The 25,279-nt window shown below is 31.3% G+C and carries 21 protein-coding genes; 8 read left to right on the plus strand and 13 right to left on the minus strand.

Going from position 1 to position 25,279, the window contains the following annotated elements:
- Nucleotides 1–580: 580 nt before the first annotated feature.
- The 4 genes from ftsZ to LS73_RS06915 all read right to left on the minus strand — a co-directional run bounded on the left by ftsZ (nt 581) and on the right by LS73_RS06915 (nt 5,525).
- Complete coding sequence (gene ftsZ / locus LS73_RS06900; RefSeq protein ID WP_052089595.1) at nt 581–1,831, minus strand: cell division protein FtsZ; 1,251 nt, start codon at nt 1,829–1,831, stop codon at nt 581–583.
- 10 nt (nt 1,832–1,841) lie between these two features.
- The gene (gene ftsA, locus LS73_RS06905) at nt 1,842–3,203 is read right to left on the minus strand and encodes a cell division protein FtsA (RefSeq protein WP_034557906.1); all 1,362 of its coding nucleotides are present in this window, start codon (nt 3,201–3,203) and stop codon (nt 1,842–1,844) included.
- Nucleotides 3,200–4,867: a SurA N-terminal domain-containing protein gene (locus LS73_RS06910; protein ID WP_158654968.1), complete on the minus strand. Its 1,668-nt coding sequence runs from the start codon at nt 4,865–4,867 to the stop codon at nt 3,200–3,202. Before LS73_RS06910 ends, ftsA begins: the two co-directional genes overlap by 4 nt.
- A gap of 181 nt (nt 4,868–5,048) precedes the next feature.
- The gene (locus LS73_RS06915; RefSeq protein WP_034558329.1) at nt 5,049–5,525 is read right to left on the minus strand and encodes an acyl-CoA thioesterase; all 477 of its coding nucleotides are present in this window, start codon (nt 5,523–5,525) and stop codon (nt 5,049–5,051) included.
- Nucleotides 5,526–5,657: 132 nt separating this feature from the next.
- Here LS73_RS06915 and galE point away from each other — a divergent pair, with 132 nt between their 5' ends.
- Both galE and LS73_RS06925 read left to right on the plus strand, forming a co-directional pair.
- Nucleotides 5,658–6,692 (plus strand): UDP-glucose 4-epimerase GalE, encoded by a 1,035-nt coding sequence (galE, locus tag LS73_RS06920; RefSeq protein ID WP_034558332.1) that lies wholly within the window; start codon nt 5,658–5,660, stop codon nt 6,690–6,692.
- A 116-nt stretch (nt 6,693–6,808) separates the two neighbouring features.
- The gene (locus LS73_RS06925; protein WP_104692149.1) at nt 6,809–8,596 is read left to right on the plus strand and encodes an aminopeptidase P family protein; all 1,788 of its coding nucleotides are present in this window, start codon (nt 6,809–6,811) and stop codon (nt 8,594–8,596) included.
- A gap of 1,381 nt (nt 8,597–9,977) precedes the next feature.
- Here LS73_RS06925 and LS73_RS06930 read toward each other — a convergent pair.
- The 7 genes from LS73_RS06930 to LS73_RS06960 form a co-directional block, all read right to left on the minus strand.
- Nucleotides 9,978–10,751 carry a glycosyltransferase family 25 protein gene (locus tag LS73_RS06930; protein ID WP_052089764.1) on the minus strand — a complete coding sequence of 258 codons (774 nt, stop codon included), beginning with the start codon at nt 10,749–10,751 and terminating at the stop codon, nt 9,978–9,980.
- Between the two features lie 241 nt (nt 10,752–10,992).
- Nucleotides 10,993–12,342, minus strand: a complete 1,350-nt coding sequence (locus LS73_RS06935) for an FAD-dependent oxidoreductase (protein ID WP_172458496.1) — start codon at nt 12,340–12,342, stop codon at nt 10,993–10,995.
- 25 nt (nt 12,343–12,367) lie between these two features.
- Nucleotides 12,368–13,135 carry a metal ABC transporter ATP-binding protein gene (locus tag LS73_RS06940; RefSeq protein WP_052089763.1) on the minus strand — a complete coding sequence of 256 codons (768 nt, stop codon included), beginning with the start codon at nt 13,133–13,135 and terminating at the stop codon, nt 12,368–12,370.
- Nucleotides 13,136–13,190: 55 nt separating this feature from the next.
- Complete coding sequence (locus LS73_RS06945; protein WP_052089762.1) at nt 13,191–13,442, minus strand: hypothetical protein; 252 nt, start codon at nt 13,440–13,442, stop codon at nt 13,191–13,193.
- A 1-nt stretch (nt 13,443) separates the two neighbouring features.
- A complete protein-coding gene (locus tag LS73_RS06950) occupies nt 13,444–14,271 on the minus strand; it encodes a metal ABC transporter permease (RefSeq protein ID WP_052089761.1) in 828 nt (275 codons plus the stop codon).
- A 73-nt stretch (nt 14,272–14,344) separates the two neighbouring features.
- Nucleotides 14,345–15,118 (minus strand): phosphocholine cytidylyltransferase family protein, encoded by a 774-nt coding sequence (locus LS73_RS06955; RefSeq protein WP_034558398.1) that lies wholly within the window; start codon nt 15,116–15,118, stop codon nt 14,345–14,347.
- A gap of 9 nt (nt 15,119–15,127) precedes the next feature.
- A complete protein-coding gene (locus tag LS73_RS06960; protein ID WP_052089760.1) occupies nt 15,128–16,669 on the minus strand; it encodes an ArnT family glycosyltransferase in 1,542 nt (513 codons plus the stop codon).
- A gap of 173 nt (nt 16,670–16,842) precedes the next feature.
- Between LS73_RS06960 and LS73_RS06965 the strand changes: the two genes are divergently transcribed.
- Nucleotides 16,843–17,358, plus strand: coding sequence for a hypothetical protein (locus LS73_RS06965; RefSeq protein ID WP_052089758.1), 516 nt, complete (start codon nt 16,843–16,845; stop codon nt 17,356–17,358).
- 474 nt (nt 17,359–17,832) lie between these two features.
- Here LS73_RS06965 and LS73_RS06970 read toward each other — a convergent pair whose 3' ends face one another.
- Nucleotides 17,833–18,735 carry a metal ABC transporter solute-binding protein, Zn/Mn family gene (locus LS73_RS06970; protein ID WP_052089756.1) on the minus strand — a complete coding sequence of 301 codons (903 nt, stop codon included), beginning with the start codon at nt 18,733–18,735 and terminating at the stop codon, nt 17,833–17,835.
- A 167-nt stretch (nt 18,736–18,902) separates the two neighbouring features.
- Between LS73_RS06970 and def the strand changes: the two genes are divergently transcribed.
- On the plus strand, nt 18,903–19,424 hold the full coding sequence (gene def / locus LS73_RS06975; RefSeq protein ID WP_034558396.1) for a peptide deformylase: 522 nt from the start codon (nt 18,903–18,905) through the stop codon (nt 19,422–19,424).
- A gap of 77 nt (nt 19,425–19,501) precedes the next feature.
- Nucleotides 19,502–19,699: a 50S ribosomal protein L28 gene (rpmB, locus tag LS73_RS06980; RefSeq protein WP_034558394.1), complete on the plus strand. Its 198-nt coding sequence runs from the start codon at nt 19,502–19,504 to the stop codon at nt 19,697–19,699.
- Nucleotides 19,700–19,910: 211 nt separating this feature from the next.
- On the opposite strand, the gene LS73_RS06985 is transcribed toward rpmB, so the two are convergent.
- The gene (locus LS73_RS06985) at nt 19,911–20,645 is read right to left on the minus strand and encodes a YggS family pyridoxal phosphate-dependent enzyme (protein ID WP_034558392.1); all 735 of its coding nucleotides are present in this window, start codon (nt 20,643–20,645) and stop codon (nt 19,911–19,913) included.
- A 78-nt stretch (nt 20,646–20,723) separates the two neighbouring features.
- Here LS73_RS06985 and pseI point away from each other — a divergent pair, with 78 nt between their 5' ends.
- The 3 genes from pseI (at nt 20,724) to LS73_RS07000 (ending at nt 24,932) form a co-directional block, all read left to right on the plus strand.
- A complete protein-coding gene (gene pseI / locus LS73_RS06990; protein WP_034558390.1) occupies nt 20,724–21,905 on the plus strand; it encodes a pseudaminic acid synthase in 1,182 nt (393 codons plus the stop codon).
- A gap of 129 nt (nt 21,906–22,034) precedes the next feature.
- Nucleotides 22,035–22,352: an ATP-dependent Clp protease adaptor ClpS gene (locus LS73_RS06995; RefSeq protein WP_034558388.1), complete on the plus strand. Its 318-nt coding sequence runs from the start codon at nt 22,035–22,037 to the stop codon at nt 22,350–22,352.
- Nucleotides 22,353–22,385: 33 nt separating this feature from the next.
- Complete coding sequence (locus tag LS73_RS07000; protein ID WP_104692148.1) at nt 22,386–24,932, plus strand: AAA family ATPase; 2,547 nt, start codon at nt 22,386–22,388, stop codon at nt 24,930–24,932.
- Nucleotides 24,933–25,279: the final 347 nt, after the last annotated feature.

Below are 25,279 nucleotides of genomic sequence, written 5' to 3' on the forward strand. Positions count from 1 at the left end.
TTTTACTAAAGAAACTTCGTTTTACTAAAGAAACTTCGTTTTACTAAAGAAACTTCGTTTTACTAAAGAAACTTCGTTTTACTAAAGAAACTTCGTTTTGTTATCTTAGCGTGGCTATTTTTGTTGTGTCTTAGCTCCACTTGTCATTCTTGAACCTGCTAAAGCCTCAGAATGATAAGAGCAAGACTCAATATAATAAAGTGAGTAAAAATATAATAGCTTTTAAATTCTACCATTTAGGTATTTAAGCACATTTAATAATCATTTAATGCCCTTGAAAATGCACTTTCAAGAACTTTTTATACATAATATAATATTTTATAAAGGAATGTGTAGGATTCTTTTTACAATATATAAAATACTATACAAATCAAAACTTTAGCTCTCGCTTTGATTTTATATAATACTTTATAATATCTACCCCACTTATTAAATCAATAAATATCTATCTATAAGAATATTTTGCTTGTAGAGTAGAAATAAATTTTGAATGTTGCATAAAATAGCCATTTATATCAACACTTTAATTTTAACTTCTATAAGTCTTAGATAGAACTAATATAAAATTAGTCAATAATCGCTAATCCTGTTGATGTCTATAATATGCTGGAGCATCTAAGTCATCTTCATTATAATCGGAGTTGCTTACTCTAATTGTGGAGCTATTGTATATATCTGGCTGATGAGAGAACAAATCTGCCTGCGATGAGATAATGTTGCTCTTGGCTTTAGGCTCTTGAACTGATGGTTCTGTTTGCGGACTGTGTGCTATTGGTGTTTGAGCCATTGTATTGTGTTGCTGTGCTGCTTGTTGAAAGCCTGTTGCTATAATGGATACTCTAACTCTCTTTTCTGTGAATTCCGGATTAGGAACTGTTCCAAATATAATATCTGCATTTTCATCTGCAACTTCTTCTAGATTCTCAACTACTTGAGTAATTTGGACAAAAGGAAACTTAGGATTTACTTCAAAACTTATTAATATTGCCATAGAACCCTTAATAGATATATCTTCAAAAAGAGGAGATTCTATAGCATTAGAAACTGCTTTTTGTGCTGCATCATCTCCCTCTGCCTCACCAATACTCATTAGTGCAAGTCCTTTGCCAGCGACAACAGTTCGCAAGTCAGCAAAGTCAAGGTTTATGCCATCTCCAGAATCAGTTAATATAATACTAGCAATTCCATTTACAGCTCTTGCTAATACATCATCCACATATGACATACTCTCTTCATAGCTAGTATTTTTATCTATCATATTTAAAAGGCGTTGGTTTGGAATGATGATTATAGAATCGCAAACCTCTTTTAGTAGCACAAGGCTTTCTTGTGCCAGCTTTGCTCTCTTTTTACCTTCCATTTTAAATGGAGTAGTAACTACGGCTATTGTTAAAGCTCCTACTTCTTTTGCAGCACTAGCAATAATTGGTGTAGCCCCTGTTCCTGTTCCGCCACCAAGTCCAGCAGATATTATTACTAGATCAGAGCCATTAAAGATTTCTTTTAGTTTGTCATAGCTTTCTTCTGCCGCCTTTCTTCCAATTTCGGGCCTCATTCCAGCACCCAAACCCTGGGTTGTTTTTTCTCCCAGTAGTATATGTGTTTGTGCTCGATTATTTTTCATATGCTGCGAGTCTGTGTTAGCAATAACTAGACGAATGTTTGGGAAAGTGCCTATTTCGCAAAGATGGTTTATCATATTACTGCCACCACCACCAACGCCAACTGCTGTTATTATGGCATTATCGGCTTTTTGTGTGATTGATTCTGTTTTCATTTCTTTTAAATCAATATCTGCTGATGTTAAATTTATATTTGCACTGCTATTCATAAATCTTCCCTTATCCAAATAATTTTTGTGCCACTTTAGCTACTTTCCCAAAAAATGAATCTTGCTTTATTGTGTCTTCTTGCTCTTTTTGGTCTAAATTTTCTTCCACTTTCAAATCCTCTAAGTTTATTTTATTAATTTCATTATTTTCATAAGTATCGTTTGTATAATCTGATTGTAACATATTTGCATTCTCATATTTACTCCTAATGACATTTTGTGAATCTTTTTCGTAGTTCGTAAAATGTCCAGCCCCATATAAAAGTAAACCTACTGCTACCGCGCTACTTGGATCTTTTAAAGTTGCAAATAATCCACCAACTTCTGCAGGTTGAGCTAAGCGGACAGATAGTGGATTAAAAAGCACTGCAGCAAAATCTCTAATTCCTTTTAGATTCACCATTCCACCAGTTAATACAACACCGTTAATTTTATCAGATAGCCCGCTTGCTTCAATAGATCGTTTTAAAATTACAAGTGTTTCGGAAACTCTAGCATAGACAATATTGTGCACTAAATCTAGTCCTACTTCGGTCTTTTCTCCAGTATTACCTATCTTTGGAATCTCAATAGATCCTTCTTCGTTTGGTATAAGATTGCCATATTCTTTTTTTATTGCTTCTGCAATCTCTATAGGAGTACTTAAGATCCTTGCTATATCATTTGAGATATGATTTGAACCAACTCCTAAGAAATCATTATATCGCATTGAATTACCTTTGTAAATCATTAGTTCGCAAGTATTAGCACCCATATCCACGCATGCTATTCCAAGCTGCCTTTCATCTTCATTTAGGACAGATATAGATGCAGCATAAGAAGATAGGACAATATTCTCTATCTTAATGCCTGCTAATATAATGGATTTCTTTAGATTATCCAAACTTGCTTTTTGAACAGTAACAATATGTGCATCAACCTGTAAGCTTCTGCCCGTCATACCAATTGGATCGTCTATATCATTGTCTTGTTCGTCGAGTTTAAATCGATAGGGTAGAACATGTACAACTTCATAGTCTCTAGGAATATTTGCACCGTGGACAGCATTGTCTAATACCATATTTATAGAATCGAGCTTAACTTCTTTATCAACTACATTTACAAGCCCTCTAGCATTAAAACTTTTTGTATGTGTACCAGAAAGAGAAATAATTGCACCAGGCAATGGCACACCTGTAATCCTCTTAGCATCTTCAACGCTTTCCCGAATAGCACGACTTGCTAGGTCAATATTGGTAACAGCACCTTTTTTTATTCCTCTTGATTTGGAATAACCAGTTCCTATGATTTGCACTGTAGAATCTTTTAATTCAGCAACAACGGAACAAATTTTACTTGAGCCAATATCAACTGCTAAAATAATCTTGCTCAATCTTTCCTCCTATAATCGATGATTCTATACTTCGAGGTAGCATATTCAAAAAGTGCATTTCGCATATCTCTTGTTTTGTATTGAGTTATTTCATCTATTGCATTATTAGACGCATTGAACAACTCATCAAGCTTTGGCATATTTTGCTGATTGATAACATATAGCAAGGTCTTTTCATCATTTAAAAATATTAATCCTTGTTTATTGTTATTCCTAAAAATTTGAGCTATAGCATTCTTTAGCTCGAAATCTTTCAATGAATGCACTTTTATATTATTTCTAGCAGGTATAATAGAATTTTGGTTTTGCTGTGTTGAATCTGCCAAGCTTACAAAGCCAAGATGCTGCATAGAACTGATATTGCTATTATTTTGAATAATTTCATTTAACTTTAATTGTGCAATATCATTAAACTTAGTTTGCATTTGATGCTCAAGTAAATCATTTTTAACCCTATCTTTGACTTCAGAAAATTCTAAAGGAATCCTACCTACTTTTGTTATAAAATGCGGGACAATTATAATATTATCCCCCTCTATTATATCCATATTAGATGTTTTGCTAGTTTTATGTTTATTTGTATTTGACATTGCTAAATTGTTTAATAATTGGATATATACATTTTTATTGTCTTCAGCAAGCTCTGCATATCTAATTGGAATCATGCCCTTTTCCATCTGAGCTCCACTAATAAATGATTCCCGGAGTTTATTTATAGATTCTAAATTTAATACACTAAAACTATTATTATCAACAATTTTATCCATATCTTGACTATTTGGATTTGAATCCAAGTAGTTATCTATAAAAGTAGATGCAAATTGAGCATAAATCTTTGCTTGCTCAATTTTATAATCATTCAATAGGCTTTCATCATTTTCATCAAACGCATTATCGGCATATTTTGTTTTATTGTCTTCAAAGAATTGTCTTAGATTCTTAGTGTCTATATCAATCATGCTAGGCTTTATTGCTACATATGCAATTTTATAAATAGACGGTTTGTAGTAATTGCCTCTATTTTGATTCCAAAAATCTTCAATACTAGAATCTGATATATCAAAATTCTCGTTCTTTAGTAATTCACTTCTTTTTAAGATTTTTATGTAAATGTCATCTGAAATGTTATTAGCACTTAAGAATGTGTTTAGTTCTAATGTGCTGGGAGAGAATAGGGGTAGATTTTGTATTTTTTCATTCAAAATCTCCTTACCCAAAAGCTTTTCAAAAAATTCTGCTTTTTGCCCACTTCTGCTTAAAAAATCAAAATATTGATTTTTATCAAAACGATTATTTACCTGAAATGCCGGGATAGACATTAAGGAATCTGCAATTTCATCTTGTGTTACAGTTACACCTATATCATCTGCCACAAGTTCAAGCAACTTTGTTCGAACTGTTTGTCTAAAAGCCTCATCATCTATTCCAAATATTTGGGCTTCGGAATCATCAGAAATCTGGTATAAATTTTTTAGGTAATTATAAGCACGCAGATATTCGGATCTATCTACATTTAGATTGCCTACTTTGGCAATAGTATCACTACTACCAGCTGAAAATCCACCTCCTCCCCACTCTACGAGCATAGCGAATATTAATGCTAAAGCACTAATCCATACTGTGGCAATTAAATATTTTCTGTGCTTTTGCATCCACTCTAACATAGAATAACCCCTAATATAACTAAAATTATAGAACCATGAATTATAACTAAAAATTATAGAAATAATCATCAATCACGCAATGAATCTAGACAATATAAAACAATCTCTAAATATCATTAATTTTAATAATATTTATTTTATATAGATAGATTGTCCATATAACATTAATTTTATATGTTAATCAAGTTTTATTATTTATTTTGGCGTTGTTTTTGCTAGCTTCTCTCCTTGCTCTACCTGCTTCAAAACGTCTTTTTTCCTCATCTGTAATCGGGATTAATTGTGGAATCTTAGTTGGTCTGCCATTGCTACCTATTGCTACCATAGTAAAGTATGAGCTATTACAATGCACGACAGAGCTCTCCTCTATATTTTCTGCTACAACTCTTATTCCAACTTCAACGCTTGTTTGTCCTGTGTAATTAATAGAGGCTAAGAAATGCACCAGATTTCCAATTTTGATTGGATTGCGAAATAGAACTCTATCGACACTCAATGTAACAACTCCTACTCCACAATATCTAGTAGCACAAGCATATGCCACTTGATCTAGTAACTTTAACAAATCTCCACCGTGCATTACACCATTAAAATTTGCATGCGCAGGCGTTGCAAGCACAGACATTGTAAGCGTTTTATTATCAAATATATCATCCATTGTTGATTCTCTCCTTAATATATTCAAATTGGTTATGTTTATGAAAATTGGTAAATTATAATGTTATAATTTTAGACTTTGTAAAACCACTTTAAGCCATTCGCATAATATTCTGTTATTTGGAGATTATCTATGAAGTTACTTTTTACAGGAGCATGTGGTTATATAGGTTCGCATTGCGCTTATAACTTTCTTGCTAACACAGATGTAGAGGTTATTATAGTTGATAATATTTCGACTGGATTCTTAAAAAACTATGAATATTTGAAGCATCAGTTTGGAGATAGAGTTCGACTAATACGAGAAGATATTGAAAATAGTGAGGAGATATTTAAGCAATACAAAATATGGGGTGTTTTACATTTTGCCGCATCTATTAGCATACAAGAATCTATGGAAAATCCAATCCTGTATTATCACAATAATACTTCAAAGACATTAAAACTTTTATCTTTATGTGTAAAATATAAAATAAAGAATTTCATATTATCAAGCACAGCTGCAGTCTATGGTGAACCAGATGCAGAGAAGATGCCAATTACAGAGAAGGAAATTCCAAATCCAATTAATCCTTATGGATATAGTAAATTTATGTCTGAAACCATGCTAGAGCATGTAGCAGAATCTGAAAAGATTAATTATGTTATTTTGCGTTATTTCAATGTTGCAGGTGCCAATACACAAAATGACTATACAGGCAACATATCACTTGGTCAAAGAGCCAAAAATGCTACACATTTAATCAAAGTTGCATGCGAGTGCGCAACAGGTAAGCGAGATGGCATGAGTATATATGGAACTAATTATCATACTAAAGATGGAACTTGTATTCGAGATTATATACATGTTGATGATTTAAGTTTTGCCCATATAGAAGCATTTAAGCTATTGCAGAATGCAGTAGGGCATTTTGGTGAAATTTTTAATGTTGGTTATGGTAGGGGTTTTAGTGTATATGAAGTTATTGAATGCGTTAAAGCTGTAAGTAAAAATAATTTTAAGACTTATGCCTCTGGTCGTAGAGTAGGGGATTCTGTTATGCTTATAGCAGATAATAGTAAGTTGCTTAAACTAACACAGTGGAAGCCTAGATTTGATGATTTGCGTCTTATTATAGAAAGTGCTTATAATTGGGAATTATTTTTAATGCGACAAGAAATGCAGTAACAGTTAAATGTTGTTATTAGGTTATGATTTAATATTTATATCGTTAGTTTATTTTGTTAAAATTTTACTCCTTATTGTTGGAGACTTTAACTTAAATACTGTATTTAAGGAAAGATATGAATATATATGCCAAGCGAATACACTCATTACGTTATTTAATGATGCAATCAAATATTCATGTATATATGGTTTTAACATCAGATCCACATTTATCAGAGTATTTGCCTAAATTTTATCAAAGTAGGCAATGGCTTAGTGGTTTTAGCGGTAGTTCTGGCATTCTTGTTGTTACGCAGGGTTATGCTGGGCTTTGGACAGATGGTAGATATTGGATACAAGCAGACAAGGAGTTGCAAGGCAGTACCATAGATTTGCAAAGACAGGATTCTGCAAATAATGTTATAAAATGGCTATGCGAGAATATAGACCAAAATCAAACATTAGCAACTGATTTTAAAGTCTTGTCACTATCTATGCAATTAGACCTAAAAAAAGCATTGAAAGATAAAAATATCTCGGTTTTACACAAAGATTTAATAACTACACTTTGGATTGATAGAGAGCCGCTTTGTCATAATAAAATTTATGAGCATATTCATTGTGTGCGTGATAGGCAAGAGAATCTAGTTCAACTTCGTGAAAAAATGCGACGTATTAATGCGGATTATCATATATTAGCCTCCCTAGATGATATTGCTTGGCTTTGCAATTTAAGAGGTAGTGATATAACATATAATCCAGTATTTATGTGTTTTTTCTTATTATCTATGCAGAAGGCCATTTTATTTGTAAAGCTAGATTCAATATCTATTGAATTGCAAGCAAAGTTGAAAAAAGATGGCATAGATACTATGGATTATGAAGATGTTGATAGCGTGTTAAATGATATTAGTAATTGTAGTATATTGCTTGATAGTAACAAAATTAGCGCGCATCTTGGTAACATCATAGAGCAAAACAACCATATAATAGATGATAATAATCCTAGCCAATTACTTAAGGCTTGCAAGAATGACTTAGAAATAGAAAATATCAAAGATGCAATGCGACACGATGGGATAGCACTTTGCAACTTTTTTGCATGGCTAGAAGATTCACTAGAAAATAATGAGAGAGTAAGCGAGCTTGATATAGCTAAGATGTTGAGTTATTTTAGAGCTAAAAATCCACTATATATATCTGATAGCTTTGCTACTATAGCCGGATTTAATGCTAATGGAGCGCAGCCACATTATTCTGCGAGTAGCGATTCTTTTGCATATATAGAATCACACGGATTATTGCTAATTGATTCTGGTGGGCAATATAGTAATGGCACTACTGATATTACGCGCGTGGTTCCTATTGGTAAGCCAAGTGTTGAGCAAGTTAAGGATTATACTTTGGTATTAAAGGCTCATATAGCTCTAGCCTCTGCATCATTTCCTATTGATATACCAATGCCATTTTTAGATTCCATTTGTAGAGCGATATTATGGAATAATCAAATAAACTATTTTCATGGCACAGGTCATGGTGTTGGATATTTCTTAAATGTGCATGAAGGACCACAAGTAATCTCTTGTTATGCCAATGCATTACCTAAAACACAGGCAAAAATTGGAATGTTAAGCTCAATTGAACCGGGTATTTATCGCACTGGTAAATGGGGTATAAGATTAGAGAATCTAGTAGTAAATACAAGGGTGTCTAATCCCAAGGAGAACGAATTTGGTGAATTTTTGTGCTTTGACGTGTTAACCTTATGTCCATTTGAGACGTCATGCATCGATACGTCGCTACTAAATCAAGATGAAAAAAAATGGCTTAATGATTATCATAAGAAAGTTAGACAAAATTTAGAATCTAGTTTGCAAGGTAGGGCAAGGGAATGGTTATTGCAAAGAACTAATGAGATTCTATAGTTAGAAACCAGTAATTCTTCATAATTATCTGATATTTTTTTGTTTCTGATATCTCTTTATGCCTAACGAATCATAGAGTCTTGTAAATCATTTTTAATTCTAGCTTTTGAAATAATTGAATTATAATAATATTTTATACTGAATTAATGCTATGCAAAAGTTTGACTGACTATATTCTTAAAGAACAAATCTCCATATAGAGTAGTTAAAAGCTAATAACCCTAGATGTTCTTTATTTATAATTCAATTGAGAATCATGTATAAAGCCAACAACAACTTTATTTGTATCATTGACATTTAATGAAAAGTAAATTATTTTTATTCAATTTGGGTTGCTTTTAGATTTAGATAATATTTGGTTGTCTTTATTCTTAAGACTGTTGTGCTCTTCAATTTCCCAGCCAACAGGATCAAGACTAAAGAGTAGAATCTCATCAATGTCTTTAACTTTTATTTGTGTTAAACTTTACATTTGGGGACTCTAGTAAATTTACATACTTATCTTTGTTATGAGTAGCAGCTCTCTTTGATACTCCAGTGTTTTTATGTGATTTTCTTTATTATACTTTTTCTCATCTGTTTTTTCTATAATCTTAATATTCTTAACTTTTAATTTATTATTACCGCCACATGGGCTAAGATCTATAACTAACAAGGAATCTTTTGTATTATCTATGGCTAGCTCGACTTTATAGCTAACTTCATCTGCTAAACCATTTTCAAGTCATTTCTGAATCATAAGTTTGGGATTCACAATTTGTATATTTTTTAAAAAGCTAGGAGAATTTGCATAATAAGGGGTAAATACATTGCTTAGTTTCTGTGGTGAATCTGGAATACCATAAGCACTAAATTGAAAATCTCTAGATATTATAATTTTGCCACTTATTTTTAATATGGTTTAGTAAATATATATTGGCAGAGGCTTTCATCATCGTTTATAATACATTCATCATATTTGAAAGGTTTCATATATTTTTGCGCAAATGCCATATCATTTTACAAATATTACTATTACAATCTTCCCAAATATAATTTATCCAAAAATTTTCATCTGTTTTTCGACATCGTAAGGACATAATGTTGTGCAAAATAGTAGAAGATAAGCAAAATAACGTATTAGCCTATCTGTAATTTTTTTCATTGTCTTTCTCTTTTATGTGCATTTATTGATTTTTTAAATAATCTTGATTTTCATAATAAATAATATAAATCGTTATTGTAACTAAATTTTGACTTGTGTTTTTCACACTTGTTAAGATAGAGCAATGTATAATTTATTATTAAAATATAATAAATATACTATAATTAAGCTTAAAACTGATTACAAAATATAAAATGAAATACAAAAAAAAATATAAATGAAGTTACAATTAAACATTTACCAACGTGATGGAATCCTAAAAACATGCCAAAGAGCAAATATAATAGTTCTTATCTGTCGATAAATTCTATGTAGCTCCCTTAGTGCTACAAACTTTTTATAGCGAATTTTGTCTTCTTTGCTTTGTATTTGATGTTCTGGCTTACCAATTGTAGAATTAGCGTCTAATTCATTTAGTATTACTAGCGGTCGCATGTATACCATTTCTACTACACCATGTATAAATGAGCTTGAAAGATAATAATCAAGAGCAATATATACTTCATTGGCATTTGCTATTAATTTTCTAGCACCACTTGGAGAAATATAGTATCCACCTGCACCAAGTATTAATGGATGAGCAAATGCAAATTTATCATTGACTAATAACATTCTACGAAATGTTCTCCAACAAAAGCGCACATATTCATAAGGACTTTGTGTTATATCCTCTGCACCACTGCCAAGATATGGGCTAAAATCTAAGTCGTCTTCTAGTATAAATATAGCTTCATTTAGTTCTACGCACTTCTCCCATAATGAGTAATGAGAATAAAAGCAAGCAATCTCTGTCTCTCTTACATCGCGCGCTTTCCATACCCATGCAAGAAAGCGATTATATCTAGCTATAAAGCCAGAATCTATTGCATCTTGTGGCGTTTTTGCTTTGAAAAAATGAAATGTGATTTTATCTTTGAAGTTAGGATTTTGTTTTTGCCAAGTAATAATGTTTTGCTGCATTCTTTCTTTTCTATGGGTGGATTTTTCTAGATTTATGATAAAGAATTTCATATACTAGCTCCTTAAGTCAGAGTTTCATTAGTTAACATACTAATTGATTGCAAGTTATTGCTAGAATTATGTCTAAACCATTTAGCCTTCTTGCTTTAATCCACAGGCGGAACTAATTGGAAATATAATCAGATAAATCCATTGCATAATTTAATAAACCCAAAAATCCTATACTAAAACCAATTCTACAAAGTGCACAATATAAACTAAGTGAAACTACATCGATGAATCCTAATGACTATTATTTCAACTCTTCAGGAGAAAGATCTTGTAAGAATCTTTCTTTATCTAAAGTTGCATTAAGATATGTAGTTATCTCTTCAGAATCAACAAGGGCATTATGCAAGCATGATGTAGCACCTGGAGATGGTGTCATATTAAATGTTAGCCCTTTGCCTGTGCGAATTCTTTTTTCGCCTAATTCTAGCTTTTTAGTTGTTCTATCTAAGACTTGTGGTCTTACTTCACCATACCCTTGTGCAAATGTAATATCATCTAGCTTTAATGATGGGATAATCTTTTGAGCGTCTTTAATGAATAATCTCTTGCCAATAAATGGTAGGTGAAAAGCCATATTTCGTAATATATAATTGCGTATCTCACTATCTTTAATTAAGTCGTAAGTTGCTTTGAATACATCTAGATGTAAATCAAGCTTTAATAGATCTGGGCTTAATACATGGAAAATATGCCTACTATTTTCCAATCGCAATGTAGCTAATGCTGTTGGTCCAAGCCTAGTCTTATTATCCACAAAAACATCTGGATCTCCATGAAGTGCAGCAAATGGAAGTTTAGGGTTTTGCACACCATATACTTTTCCTTTCAAAAGATTGGGAGTAAAGTAAAATTCTCCACCTACAGGCAAGCAGCCAAGATCAAGCCCATATCCAGCCTTTTGTGCTAAGGGCAATGAATATGAACCAGCATCTACTAGAACAAACTTAGCGTAAATTTCTCTATTGTCCTTTCCTAATATGGAGTAGCCTGTATTTTTTATATTAATTCTATCAACATGAAAATTTAAAAATATCTCATTTTGCGGTTGTTTTTGTTTTGCTTTTTGCACGAAGTATTCGCTTAGTAATTCATAATTTACAGCACACCAATCAGAATCAAATCCAGAGGCAACTACATTTTCTGGTCTATCTCTTCCATCATTTCCTTCTATAATTTTTGGTTCTATAATCTTTATTTGATCTTTATTATAGAATTTCATACCGGGAAATATTTCCTTAAATGCTTCATGTCGCTTTACCATAAAGTCGCATTCATAATCACCTACGCCAATTGCTATTTTTTGCATATTGAATATAATTTTGTTTTGCAGATTCTCTTTTAGGGCAAAGTTACGTAATTTATTTGCCGCGACTTTTACTTTGCTTGCTTTCTCTGCACTGTAGTTTGTTTCAATTGAGCCATCATGTATAGTTTGAGAGTTTGCTTTATGGCTTGAACCAATTTGGGCTAACTTTGATTCTTTTTCCACTATTGCTATTTTGTTAATATTGCTATATTCGCTTAATGTATAAAAAGTAGAGCATCCACTAACTCCACCGCCTATAATAACTACATCAAATTCATTCATTATTATTATCTCCTTCACATCAACCCATCTAGTTTGGATTATGAGAGTTGCTTATAAAATCTTGAAAAATATCTATTTCACAAATATGCCCATCTTTATTTAGAGTAATAGGTGGAATGTCGTGGCTATAAACAGCGCGATTAATATGCAAAATTCTTGTCGCATACTCTAAAGTGATAGGGATATCATGACTAATTGTAATTATAGTATGAATTTTGTTAATTGCTTTTAGCAGTTTATAGATTTCAGTTTGCGTTTTAGTGTCGATATTTGAAGTTGGTTCGTCCAAAATTAATAGTTTTGGGTTTCCATTTATGGCTCTTGCTATAAGCACTCTTTGAATCTGTCCACCGCTCAATTCCCCAATTTTTTTATAAGCAAGTTCTTTTATTCCTAACTTATCTAATATTTCTAATGCGGCTTGTCTTTGTTTCTTTTTTAGCCTGAATCCAAATATGCTGCTTTTTAGGATTCCCATCTCTACGACTTCTATCGCCATAATTGGGAAATTTAGATTAATCTGTGTATTTTGTGGCACATATCCTATATCTTTAGGGAAAGAAAATAAGCTTGGATTTGGGTAAGATAGTATACCTGTATAGCCTTTTAATAATCCCAATAAGATCTTTATAAATGTAGTTTTTCCACCACCATTTGGTCCTATGATTCCCAAAAATTCCTTATCAAAAATTGTAAAATTAATATTATTAAATATTTTTTCTTTGTTGTAACTAAAAGAAACATTTTCACCTTGAATAATAATATTTTTATCATTTGACTTAATCGATTCTGACATAATTTGACCTTAGATTTTAAAATGATCTTGGAAATTTATATAAATCTTATTTTTATTATTTGTAATTAGTTTTTTGTATTGATTCCTGTAATATTTTAATTTGTCTTTCCAAGTCATTAATCTTTCTATCGCTACCTGCAATCCCTCCAGCTACGGTAAATAGAATGCTAAGATTTAAAACCACGAAAAAAATACATATAAAACCTAATATAATAGAAACCTTGAAAGCATTTTTTACAATTTTTTTTTGAGATTCTAACTCTGCTTTATAAAATGATAAATCTTTATTATCATCGTTTATATCCATATTATCCCCTTAGCATTCTAATTTTATAGATGATTAATATTAGAATCATACTAAATACTGATACAAGAGTAATACTAGCCCCGGGCGAAATATTGTAGCGATATGCCACATATAGCCCAGCTAGCATAAATATGCAAGTAAGCAGGCTAGTAAAAAGCATTTGCGCCTTTAATGTGCATATAAATAAATTCGCAATATATGCAGGTATTGACAGTATTGCTAATACTAGGATTAGTCCTGAAATTTGCATACATAATATAATTCCAATGGCAATAAAAATAAAGATCATATTAGTAAATATTTGTGCCTTGATATTTTTGAGTAAACAAAATTCATAATCATAACTAATGCCTAAGATTTCTTTGTAGTATATGTATACAAAGCCAACCAGAAAACAATTGTAATAAAATATTAACCATAGCAAATCTTTATCAATACTAATAATAGATCCAAATAAATAAGATTCTACATCAACACCAACTTGTGGTGATAAATTTAAAAATAGCACGCCTAAAGCCATCCCAAAAGCCCATAACACTGAGTTAAACACATCTATATAGCGGCTATAATATTTTTTTACAAAACCTAGGCAAAATGCAACAAACAATGCACTAAGGCTAGCTCCTAATAGGACAGAGAAACCGCAAAAAATTGCAATACCAATACCACCATATGCGCAATGTGCTACTCCGCCACCAATAAAAACTATATTGTTTGACACTAGAAGTGAGCCAATAATTCCAGCAGCTATGCTAATTAGTATAATAGCTATAATGCTGTATTGCAAGAATGTGTTTTCAATGATTGCCGTAAAAAAAGTTTGTGTCATAACTTTAATCCAGTATTAATTTATCTAAATATGCTTAAGGTTTATGTAATATTCTTGTTTTTATACATAATATTCAACAATCTTTAATAATATTAATGTCTAAATCACTGCTGCTATCTATTTCACACCAGCCACCATGTATATCTATTGGGTAAGCATTGTTAAATTTGTCTATTAATATCTGTAGGAAGCTTGTCATATACATATTATTATAGTCTTTGCCATCATATATCTTTTCCTTATCTAATCCATCATATGCATTTATCACAGAATCTAAGAATTCCCAACCAATTTTGAATAGCCCTATATATTGCCCTTGTATTTCATCATAACCATTAGGTTTTTTGCCTATTTCAATTATTTTTCCATCATTTATCTTTAATGTCTCTGCATCGCTTAGAGGATTTTCAAAACGCTCTTTCCAAAGATTTTGCCAGTCTCTATCAATTACAATAGATAGTGGTTTGTTACTAGATGACAGCTTCTTGACTGTGTTGATGAAATATACAATATCACTATATGAAATGATTATATCGTGCTTATCTTGAAAACATTTAGATAGGAACTCTTTCGCGCAAAATAGAGTTGTTACCATATTTGTAGAATCAAATTTTGGATTCTTATAAAATGTTTGTAATAATGGATATGCTTGTCCTAGATAGTTTTTTAGCACATCAAATTTATATCCGCCAATAATTGCTATATCTGTTATCCCAGCACCTATTAGGGCTTGGATTTGGTATTCAATTAGTCTTTTATTTTTGTATTTTACCATGCACTTGGGCATATCTTTTGTTAGTGGCATAAGCCTAGAACCAAATCCAGCGGCTAAGATAATTGCCCTCATAATTGCTCCTTAGTTAAAATTTTTTATGATTGTTTTATTATCGCGCTGTGCGATTATATTGTAATTACGAAAGAAATCTTTATTTTCATTATATAGATAACTTGGCATGACTATTGTTTTGTGATTTACATTTGACTCTTTTATCAAGGCATTGCTTAGCTCTTGTATGTCTTTATAGAATGCAAAGTTACCATGTGAATAAAACTGCGCTGAATATGCTGGATAATCTTTTAGAAATATTAAATTAGATTTTCTATCCCATAAGTTTATTATATCTTTTTGATGTCTTGTAGCAACAGAATCTAGTTTTGGATATATTAAAAACAGTGAAAATACAATAATTATTACACTTGGTAGAATCCAGATTCTGACACTAAACTTAGTGCTAATACCAAATATAAGAATACTTAGTAAAATGCTAGAAGCAGGTAGACTTGGTAACACATAAGCTTCTAATGTATTTTTCGATAAAGAGAAAAATATCAAAGGAGATAGAATCCAGCATAATAAATACACAAGCCCATATTGCCTACTCGCAAATAAATCTAGTATTTTATTGTGCTCGTTTATATTTGACTTCTTAGCCTTTCGCATAAATATATATCCGACTACATAAAAAAATACTAAGCTCCAAGGAAGAAAAGCCCAAACCCAAAAAAGCCAAATCATACCAAGTGGACTTGAATGTGCATTGCCATACATATCTCCTTCCCAACCGCTAATTAGAAATCTATTAATATGTTCACCTATTATGAAATATTCTAAGAATCCAGGGGTAGCAATTTCACTTAATATATACCAAGGCAATGCTATGCATATGGCAAGCAATGTGCCCCAAATATATGGCAAATTTCTTAGATTCATTAATTTCACTTTATCTTTTCTAAAGATTCTATCTATAAAGTAAAATAGGCAAAAAGCAAATATGGGTAATCCAGTTAAAACGATAATAATAGGACCCTTAGCTAATAATCCAAGTGCTAGCCCAACAAAAAACATATATCCCCAAAATGTTTTAAGCCAACTATAGTTTGTAGAATTTGCAAATACGCATTTCCAAAACCCAATCATGCATAGGCAAATGCAAACAAGTAAAAACATATCTGTCATTACGGCTCCAGAGGCTACAAAACCTAATCCAGATGAGAAAAATATAATGCAGCTACCAAGGGCGTAGTTTAAGTAGTAAAGAAACTTCTTGACTTTTTTTTCATTGTTGTTTGAGTAGCTCCAAGCAAATAGCAATATTCCAACTAATAGTGAAGCAATAAATGGTGCCAATCTCGCACCAAACTCATCGATACCGAAGAATTTCATACTCAAAGCACTAGCCCAGAACGATAGCGGCGGCTTACCCCAAAATGGCACACCATAATCGTAGTATATTGTTATCCAATTTCCTGTTTCGAGGATTTTTCTGGACATTTCAGCATAGCGAGCTTCTGTTGTATCCATGAGAGCATAGAGATCAAGCGATGCCATTCGAATAGCAATGATAAATATAAGCAAGAGTAATAAAAATAAAGTAAAACTTTTTTTAATTTTTATCATAAAGATTCCTTAGATAGCGTTAAGGCAAATCTATAAATTGTAGCATATTTGCTTTAGAATCTAGCGTTATGTATACAGTAATCCTATGTAATGATAACTTTATTGACAAAGTAAATTACCTTTAAGTATAATTCTTAACAATTAGCATTAAGGCTATCAATAAGGAAGTAATAATGACTATGCGGTTAAAATGTCTAGGTTTAATATTGTTTTTTGCAATTTCGTATGCATTAGATCAAGATGATTCCTTACCTGTTCATCAAGAGTTAAAGATTAAGTTATATGAAATGCTATATCAGGATAAAATGGGAAATCTGGAGAATCCAAAAGAAAAACAAGATTTTATTCGTCCATTTATACAATCTCATGATGGAGAGGAAATATATAGATTTCCAAATAAGAATATAGATGATGTTTATAGGGCATATAATTTTATCCATGAGCATGATAACTTTGGTCCAAGCATTTTGCATAAGGAATTGCCAAAGACAAATAAAGCTTTTAGAAAAGATTCTACTTCTAATATTCCGGGATATGTATTGATATATACATGGAAGGGTGATAACTATTTGGAGATTACAAATGTAAGATTGCAAGGAGATGAGCTTTGCGGAAAGGAGATTTTGGAATTTCGATCTGATGATAAGCAAACAACTCTTACAACAAGCCTTGAACAATATTGCTTTTAGTGTTGTACATTAAGTTATTATGCTTAGCTTTTTTAGAATCTATGTTTTGTTTAATTTATGATTTGAACTAATCATAATTAATTACAGTTTTTTAGCATATTAACTTTTTAGAACTAGAATAGTCTAGAATTAAATTCCAATTTTAAGGAGTTGTACATGGTATATTTACAGTTACTTTTTACTTTTATTGCGTTAGCAGCGATATCTGTAATTTTATTTGCAGTTTTAATGTTTTTGTTACCTATATTGATGTGGATAATTTTTATATGTGTTCTTATAGGTCTTACTGTATCATTTGTAACAATGATTTGTCAGGAAATTTTATCTTAAGAGATTCTTTTGTTTTAAGATCTAATTGCTACTTAGCATAATGTTTGTGGCTTCTTATGGTTTTTAAAAAAATCTTAAAATGAGAATCACTTTAGATTCTTTATAAGCCTATATATTCATATTTAAACAAACTGAGCTACAAACTTAATATAGAGTTATTTTGAATTGCTCATCTAATTTTTCATAACTTTTAGCAATCTCCGTAAAAATAGATTCCATATTATTCAAGTAATCTTCATGGATAGGATTGATAATTACTACTCTAGCATTTATCTCACGAGCTAGCGTTTGGATATCTTTATTATTATGCTCGCTAAAGACTCGTTTAATTTGGAGTTTCTTTCCCTTTTTAATTAAGTTTAACATATCTGAGATTCCATATTTTTTGCCATGTTGTTGCAATGAGAGTTCATCTAATCCATATTCATCAGCGAAGCTATCTAGTATCGGGTGATATACAATAAATTGTTTATGTGGCATTTGTTTTATTGTATCTAATATAGATATTTGTGTAGATTCTATTTTTTTTAGTAACAGCCCTAAGTTTTGCTTATAGAATTTTTCATTTTCATAATCAAGCTCATAAAGGCTTTCAGCAATAATCTTAGCAATTTCCTTTGCATTTTCAAGGCTTGCCCAAATATGCATAGAATCTTTCCCTAACTTTTCTTGTATTAAAAGTATTTTTAGATTTGTATTAGCACTTTGTATTTTAGGTAGCCATATCTTTTCAAATGGCATTCCAATTCCAATAAACATATCTGATTTTGTTATAAGATTCATGATATTAAAGCTTGGCTCATAGCTTTCTGCATCTTTGTTTTTTGGAATAATATTTGTCGCTATCGCATTATCTTTCGCGATTTCTTGTATAAAGAAATTTATACTAGCAATGCTTGTAATGATTTTGATAGGAGATGTTTGTTTACTTGTTGATTGTTGTGCAAAAGCAATATTACAATTTATAATAATATATATCAAACATTTAAGTAATGCAGATGATAGTGCATATTTGTATAATGGGTTGATTTCAAAATTATTATTCACGGCTATCCTTTTTACAACAAAATCCATCAAGTATTTTAGCAATTTTTTGCACGTTTCATTTCTAAAGTGCTAATGCTACTTATTATAAAATTGCATTTGGATTATTTATTTTAAGATAGAATTTTAGAATCTAAGCAATTTGGAATTTGATATTGTAAGGAGATGACATGGTTTTAGATGTTGTTCGTTATCCAAATAAAATATTAAGACAGGTTTCTAGTAAAGTGGTTGATTTTGATTCTGGTTTACATAATTTCCTAGATGACATGTATGATACTATGATAGAACTTAATGGAGTTGGGATTGCTGCTATTCAAGTGGCAAATCCTATTCGCGCCTTGCTTGTTAATATTCCTAGGGAAGATGAGATTCAATATAAAGATGATTTATTAGAGATTATTAATCCTGAAATTATTCAAGCAAATGGCATTATCATGTGGAATGAGGGTTGTTTATCTGTCCCTGGATTTTATGAAGAGATACAGAGATTTCAAAAAATTACTTTGCGCTATCAAAATCGATTTGGAAAGGTGAATGAAGAAGTATTCGAAGATTTTTTTGCTGTTGCTTTGCAGCATGAAATAGACCATTTGAATGGTATTTTGTTCGTAGATAAACTACCTCTACTGAAGCGTAAGAAGTTTGAAAAGGAGCTTAAAAAGAGGGAACGAGAGCATGCTGGTGTGTGATTAGATTATAGGCTTAAGTATATTGTAAGTATATATTAAATATAATACGAAGTTTATATTAGTTTCAGGAGATTGATATGTCAAGAAGATGCGATATTACTGGAAAAGGCGTTATGATAGGTAACAATGTAAGTCATGCTAATAATAAGACCAAGAGGAAATTAAAACCAAATCTTCGATCTATTAGAATTAAGCTTGAAAATGGAGAGACTTGCAAGATAAAAGTTGCTGCTTCTACACTTAGAACTCTCAAGAAATCTAAAAATAAATCCTAGTTCTTAGCTTATATTGCTGTTTTGTTGTTATGATTTTGCATCTTGTGGGATTAACTCACTTTGTAAGTATTTAGTATGTTTGCTTTTTATCTTTAGTTTTAGAAGTTAGATTTCTTATGTTGTTGTCTATGTTATATCAATCTAATAGGTAAGATGATGAAATTTCATATATAATTTATAGATGAATTTTATATTTATTCTATTCATAGTATTATTTGTTTCTCTTAAATATTTGAGAGCCTATACGTATGCAGTTGCTTCCTTCTGCTATAGCAATTTCATAATCATTGCTCATACCCATAGATAATACATTAGCTCCATATTTTTTTAGATTGTCAAATAATTTCCAAGTAGTATGAAAACTATTAGCAATAAACTTTGATTGTTGTCTATCCTCTATGTGTGCTCCTATACACATGAGCCCGCGAAGCTTAATATTAGGACATTCTTGCTGTATTTGTAAATATGACTGTATGGCATCTTCAGGATAAAAACCTTGCTTGCTATCTTCTTTTGCGCTATTAATTTGTAATAATGCTTCAAGTCTTATATTTCGTATTTGTAGCCTTTTTTGCAATTCTTTAGCAAGTTTAATAGAGTGCAAAGATTGAATCATTGCAGGCATTGAATCAATCAACATGTTAATCTTATTAGTCTGCAATCTACCTATAAAGTGCCATGCAATTCTATAAAATGCTTCATTATTGTATATGTTAGATTCTTCTAATAAGTGTTGCAAATTTTTCTTTTTATTTACTAAATCTTGCACTTTATTTTCTCCAAAATCCATTAAGCCAGTTTTATAGGCTTCATATATGTCTAACTCTGTGCTATATTTGCTTACTGCTATAAGTTTTATTGTTTCTTTTATGTTGTGAACTTGCTTTATATGGTCAATAGATTCTAAGATATATGCCAAATTTGTTGCGATGTGGTTTTTTGTCATTTATTTCCTTGATTAAGGTATATGCTATGATTATAACAGAACTATAATATTTTTAATCCTAATTTAAGTGAGCAGTCAATGAATACAGTTCCATTTATCGTTGCAGAGCTAAGTGCTAATCATAATCAAGTGCTAGATCTAGCCTTAAAAACAGTTGAAGCTGCAGCAAAGAGTGGAGCACATGCAATCAAGTTGCAAACCTATAAGTCTAGCTGTTTAACTTTGCCATATCGTAATGAATCTTTTCGTATAAAAAATGGGATATGGAAGGATAAATATCTATGTGATCTTTATAATGATGCGCAAATGCCATGGCATTGGCATAAGGAAATATTTAGTTTTGCAAAATCTCTAGGCATGGTTGCTTTTAGCTCGCCCTTTAGCATTGAAGGCGTAGAATTTCTAGAAATGCTTGATTGTCCTATCTATAAGATTGCTAGTTTTGAAGTAATGCATGTTCCTCTATTAAGAGCTATTGCACAAACAAAAAAGCCTGTGATTCTCTCGCTTGGAGTTGCTAGTGATATAGAGATAGAATATGCCTTAGAGATTCTAAGTGAAAATGCATCTAAGACAATTTTATATTGTATATCTGATTATCCAACTAAGATTCAAGATGTTGATTTGTCTAATATATTTTGTTTGCAAAAAAAGTGGGAAAAATATGACGTAAGAGTTGGATTATCAGATCATACATTGGGCATAACAGTGCCTATTGTAGCAACTATGTGTGGTATTAGTATGATAGAAAAACATTTTATACTAGATAGAAAACTAGGCGGAGTTGATAGTCAATTTAGTTTAAATACAGATGAATTTAAACAAATCGTTGAAAGTGTTTATGAGACATGTATTTTATCTGAAAAACTAAAGCAAAATCCATATATCTTTCAATCTATAGGAGTTGACTTTAAGCAAAATAATTATGTACATACAGATTTTAAGGCTGATTGTAGCTTTGAATCTAATCAAAATTCCATACAGGATTTAAGATCTAGTTTAAATATTAATGATAAAGCAAAAAGCTATTATCCACATAAAGATCCAACATTGCAAGGCAAGAAAGGTAGAGAATTTGCTAGAAGTCTATTTGTTTTACATGATGTCAAAAAAGGAGATATATTAACTATGGATAATATAGCCTGCGTAAGACCATCAAATGGTCTATCACCATTAAGAATAGATTCTATATTGGGTAAAAGTTTTAGCCAAGATGTAAAGGGTGGAACAGCCTTAAATGATTCTTATATAGCTTTGTAGGCAATTTATTAAAACCTTACGAAATAGTAATATAATAATATTATATACGATATTATGTAAAACATTTTTATCTATTTTTAAAAAAATATAGCTAAAATATATGCTTAATCTCTGAAATGGGGGTAAACAATGCGGGGTAAATATTCTGATTCTAATGAGATGTCTCTTGAAGCCTCTAACGAAGTAGAGTTGGCAACTCCTAAAATGCAAGAAATCACTATATTAAATGATGACTATACTAGTATGGGTTTTGTGATCAGGTTGCTCATGCATATTTTCGATAAAAGCATGATAGATGCTCAAAATATAGCTCAATATGTTCATAATACAGGTGAGGGAAGTTGCGGAATCTATCCATACGACATAGCAGAACTTAAGTATGCAATGGCAACTAATTTTGTGCGAGATAATGGCATGCCATTGAGATTGATTCTTCGCGATGTCTAGTATGTTGATGTGTTAATATTTTAAGGAGTTTCTATGGGTAGCACAAGTAAAATAAATGAAAATTTGGGATTCATTTTGCAAAAGGCATTAGGCTTAGTGGAGGAATTACATCAAGATATAATGACTGTTGAACATGTATTTTATTCTCTATTAGAGCATCCTTTAGGTGGTGAAATGGTAATGGCTATTGGCGGAAATGTTCCAAATCTAATGGAATCTACTGTTACATATTTGGATAAATATATTCCCAAGGCAAAACAACTTAAGCAATTAGAGGGACCAAGTCAAACGTTGGCATTTTCTCGTGTATTTGATCAAATGATAATTCATGCCCAATCTGCTAATAAATCCATTATTGGCATTGGTGATTTTCTTGTTGCGTTAATGAAAGAAACAGATTGTTATGCTTCCCAGCTATTAAGATCGCAGGGTATAGAGATTGATGATGTTATGCGTATTGCTGTAGAATTTGATGAGGACAAAAGAGAGCGAGAGAAGCATTCTAAAGGCTCTCTTAGCAATCTTGAGAAATATGCCAAAAATCTTAACAAGATAGCAAAAGAAGGAAAAATTGACCCGCTTATAGGTAGAGAATATGAAATTAATCAAATAGCTCAAGTACTTTGTAGAAGGAAGAAAAACAATCCTATACTTCTTGGTGAGGCTGGAGTAGGAAAGAGTGCCATAGTTGAAGGATTGGCATTAAGGATTGTAGAAGGCAATGTGCCTAAAAAATTGCTTGATAGTGTTATTTATGCTATTGATGTTAGTTCTGTTATAGCAGGGACAAAGTATCGTGGAGAATTTGAAACTAGAATCAAGAAGATTCTTGCAGAGATTGAAAATGATGAAAACACTATAATTTTCTTTGATGAAATTCATATGATTGTTGGGGCTGGACAATCCCATAATGGTAGTATGGATTTTTCGAATTTGCTAAAGCCTATGCTAAGCTCTGGTAAATTGCGTTGTATAGGAGCAACAACTATAAGCGAATACAAAACATCATTTGATAAAGATAAAGCATTGGCGCGTAGATTCACACAGATCAAAATTGATGAACCAAGTGAAGAAGAATGCTTGAAAATCATACAAAAGATTGCACCTATTTATGAAAGATTCCATAATGTAACCTATGAAGAAGATGCCCTAAAGGCTTGTGTAACTTTATCTGCAAAATATATTAGCGAGAAGCATTTGCCTGATAAAGCAATAGATTTGTTAGATGAAGCTGGTGCAAAGGCGCAGTTAAATGAATATACTTTAAAGCAACAGATAAACCTAAGTCAAACCTTTATGAGTGGTGTAAAAAATGATGCGAAAGATGCAAGTAATGCAAGGAGTTCTAATGATGATTTGCCATCAAAATCAGATTTTGAGCTAGATAGAGAGCAATCTAGTGATGGCATTGCAAATGGTTTATCTAAAGATTATGCTTTGACTCCATTGGAGTTAAAAGAAATCGATTCGGAGAAGAAGCAAGATTCAAAGATTTATCGCTACGAGCCTGTCAAGGGTATAGTTGGCAATAGTGCGAAAGCTGAATCTAATCATAAACCACAGATTGATTTTATGAAAAATACGCATAAGGTAATTACTCAAAATCATATAGAATTGCTTATGTCTGATATTACTAACATTCCTAAATCTACGATTAACGCAAATGAAAGCAGTTTATTGAAGAATCTAGATAAATTATTGAAGAAGCGCATATTTTCTCAAGATGCTGCCATTGAAAAAATTGTAGAAAAAATTACCATTAACAAGGCTGGGCTAAGTGAACTTAATCGTCCAATTGCTAGCTTTCTTTTCACTGGTCCATCTGGTGTTGGCAAGACGGAGTTAAGTAAAGAATTGGCAAGAATACTTGGTATAAAGTTTGAACGTATTGATATGAGTGAATATATGGAGCCTCATAGTATTAGTAAACTAATTGGATCTCCTGCTGGTTATGTTGGCTATGATGAGGGTGGTTTGCTTGTCAATAAAATTCGTGTGAATCCGCATTGCGTTTTATTGCTTGATGAAATTGAGAAAGCTCATAGTGATGTTTATAATATATTATTACAAATTATGGATTCTGCTACGCTTACAGATAATCAAAACAATAAGGCTGATTTTAAAAATGTTATACTCATAATGACTACTAATGCTGGAAGTAAAGAAGGAAATTCTATGGGATTTCTTGATACTACTCCTAACCGTTCAGATAAGGCAATAAAGGATACATTTAGCCCAGAGTTTCGGAGTAGGCTTGATGCCGTGATTGTATTTAAGCAACTTGGCATTTATGACATGCAAAGAATTGCTGATAAATATATTTCAGATCTTAATGCTACATTAAAAGAGAGATGTGTTACACTTAAGTTACTTCCTAAAGCAGCAAAATTTATAGCACAAAGCTCCATTGATGCTGCTCTTGGTGCTAGAGAGATTAAAAAGATTATTGATAGCGTAATTAAATTACCATTAGGTAAAGAAATATTATTTGGCAAATTGCGCAAGGGTGGAGCTGTAAATATTACAGTAAAAAAGAATGAATTAGCTTTGGAGATTATTGAGGATAAAGTTTTAGTTTAATAGGCTTATCTATTATATTTTTTGTGTTGTATATTAGGTGTTTTTGGGATATTTTATAATAAACAATAAATCTATATTTTCTTGTCATTTATGATATAAAGTAATAAAGCATTTATTGCTTTATATCTTTTTATTATGGTTTATTGCATATTAAAATATGTGGATATATTTTATCTTTATCAAATGTTCAACATAATAATCAAATATTCAGATATTATTTTTGAATAAAGCAAATTACTTCTCATTATTTACTAATGTTATCAAAATATTCATTTATAGAATTTATTAGTAAGCAAAAGTATAATGTTGTTTGGGTTTTTTGTAATGCATTGTGTTTTATCAAGGAT

Source organism: Helicobacter muridarum (genome assembly GCF_000765805.2).
Lineage (GTDB): Bacteria > Campylobacterota > Campylobacteria > Campylobacterales > Helicobacteraceae > Helicobacter_A > Helicobacter_A muridarum.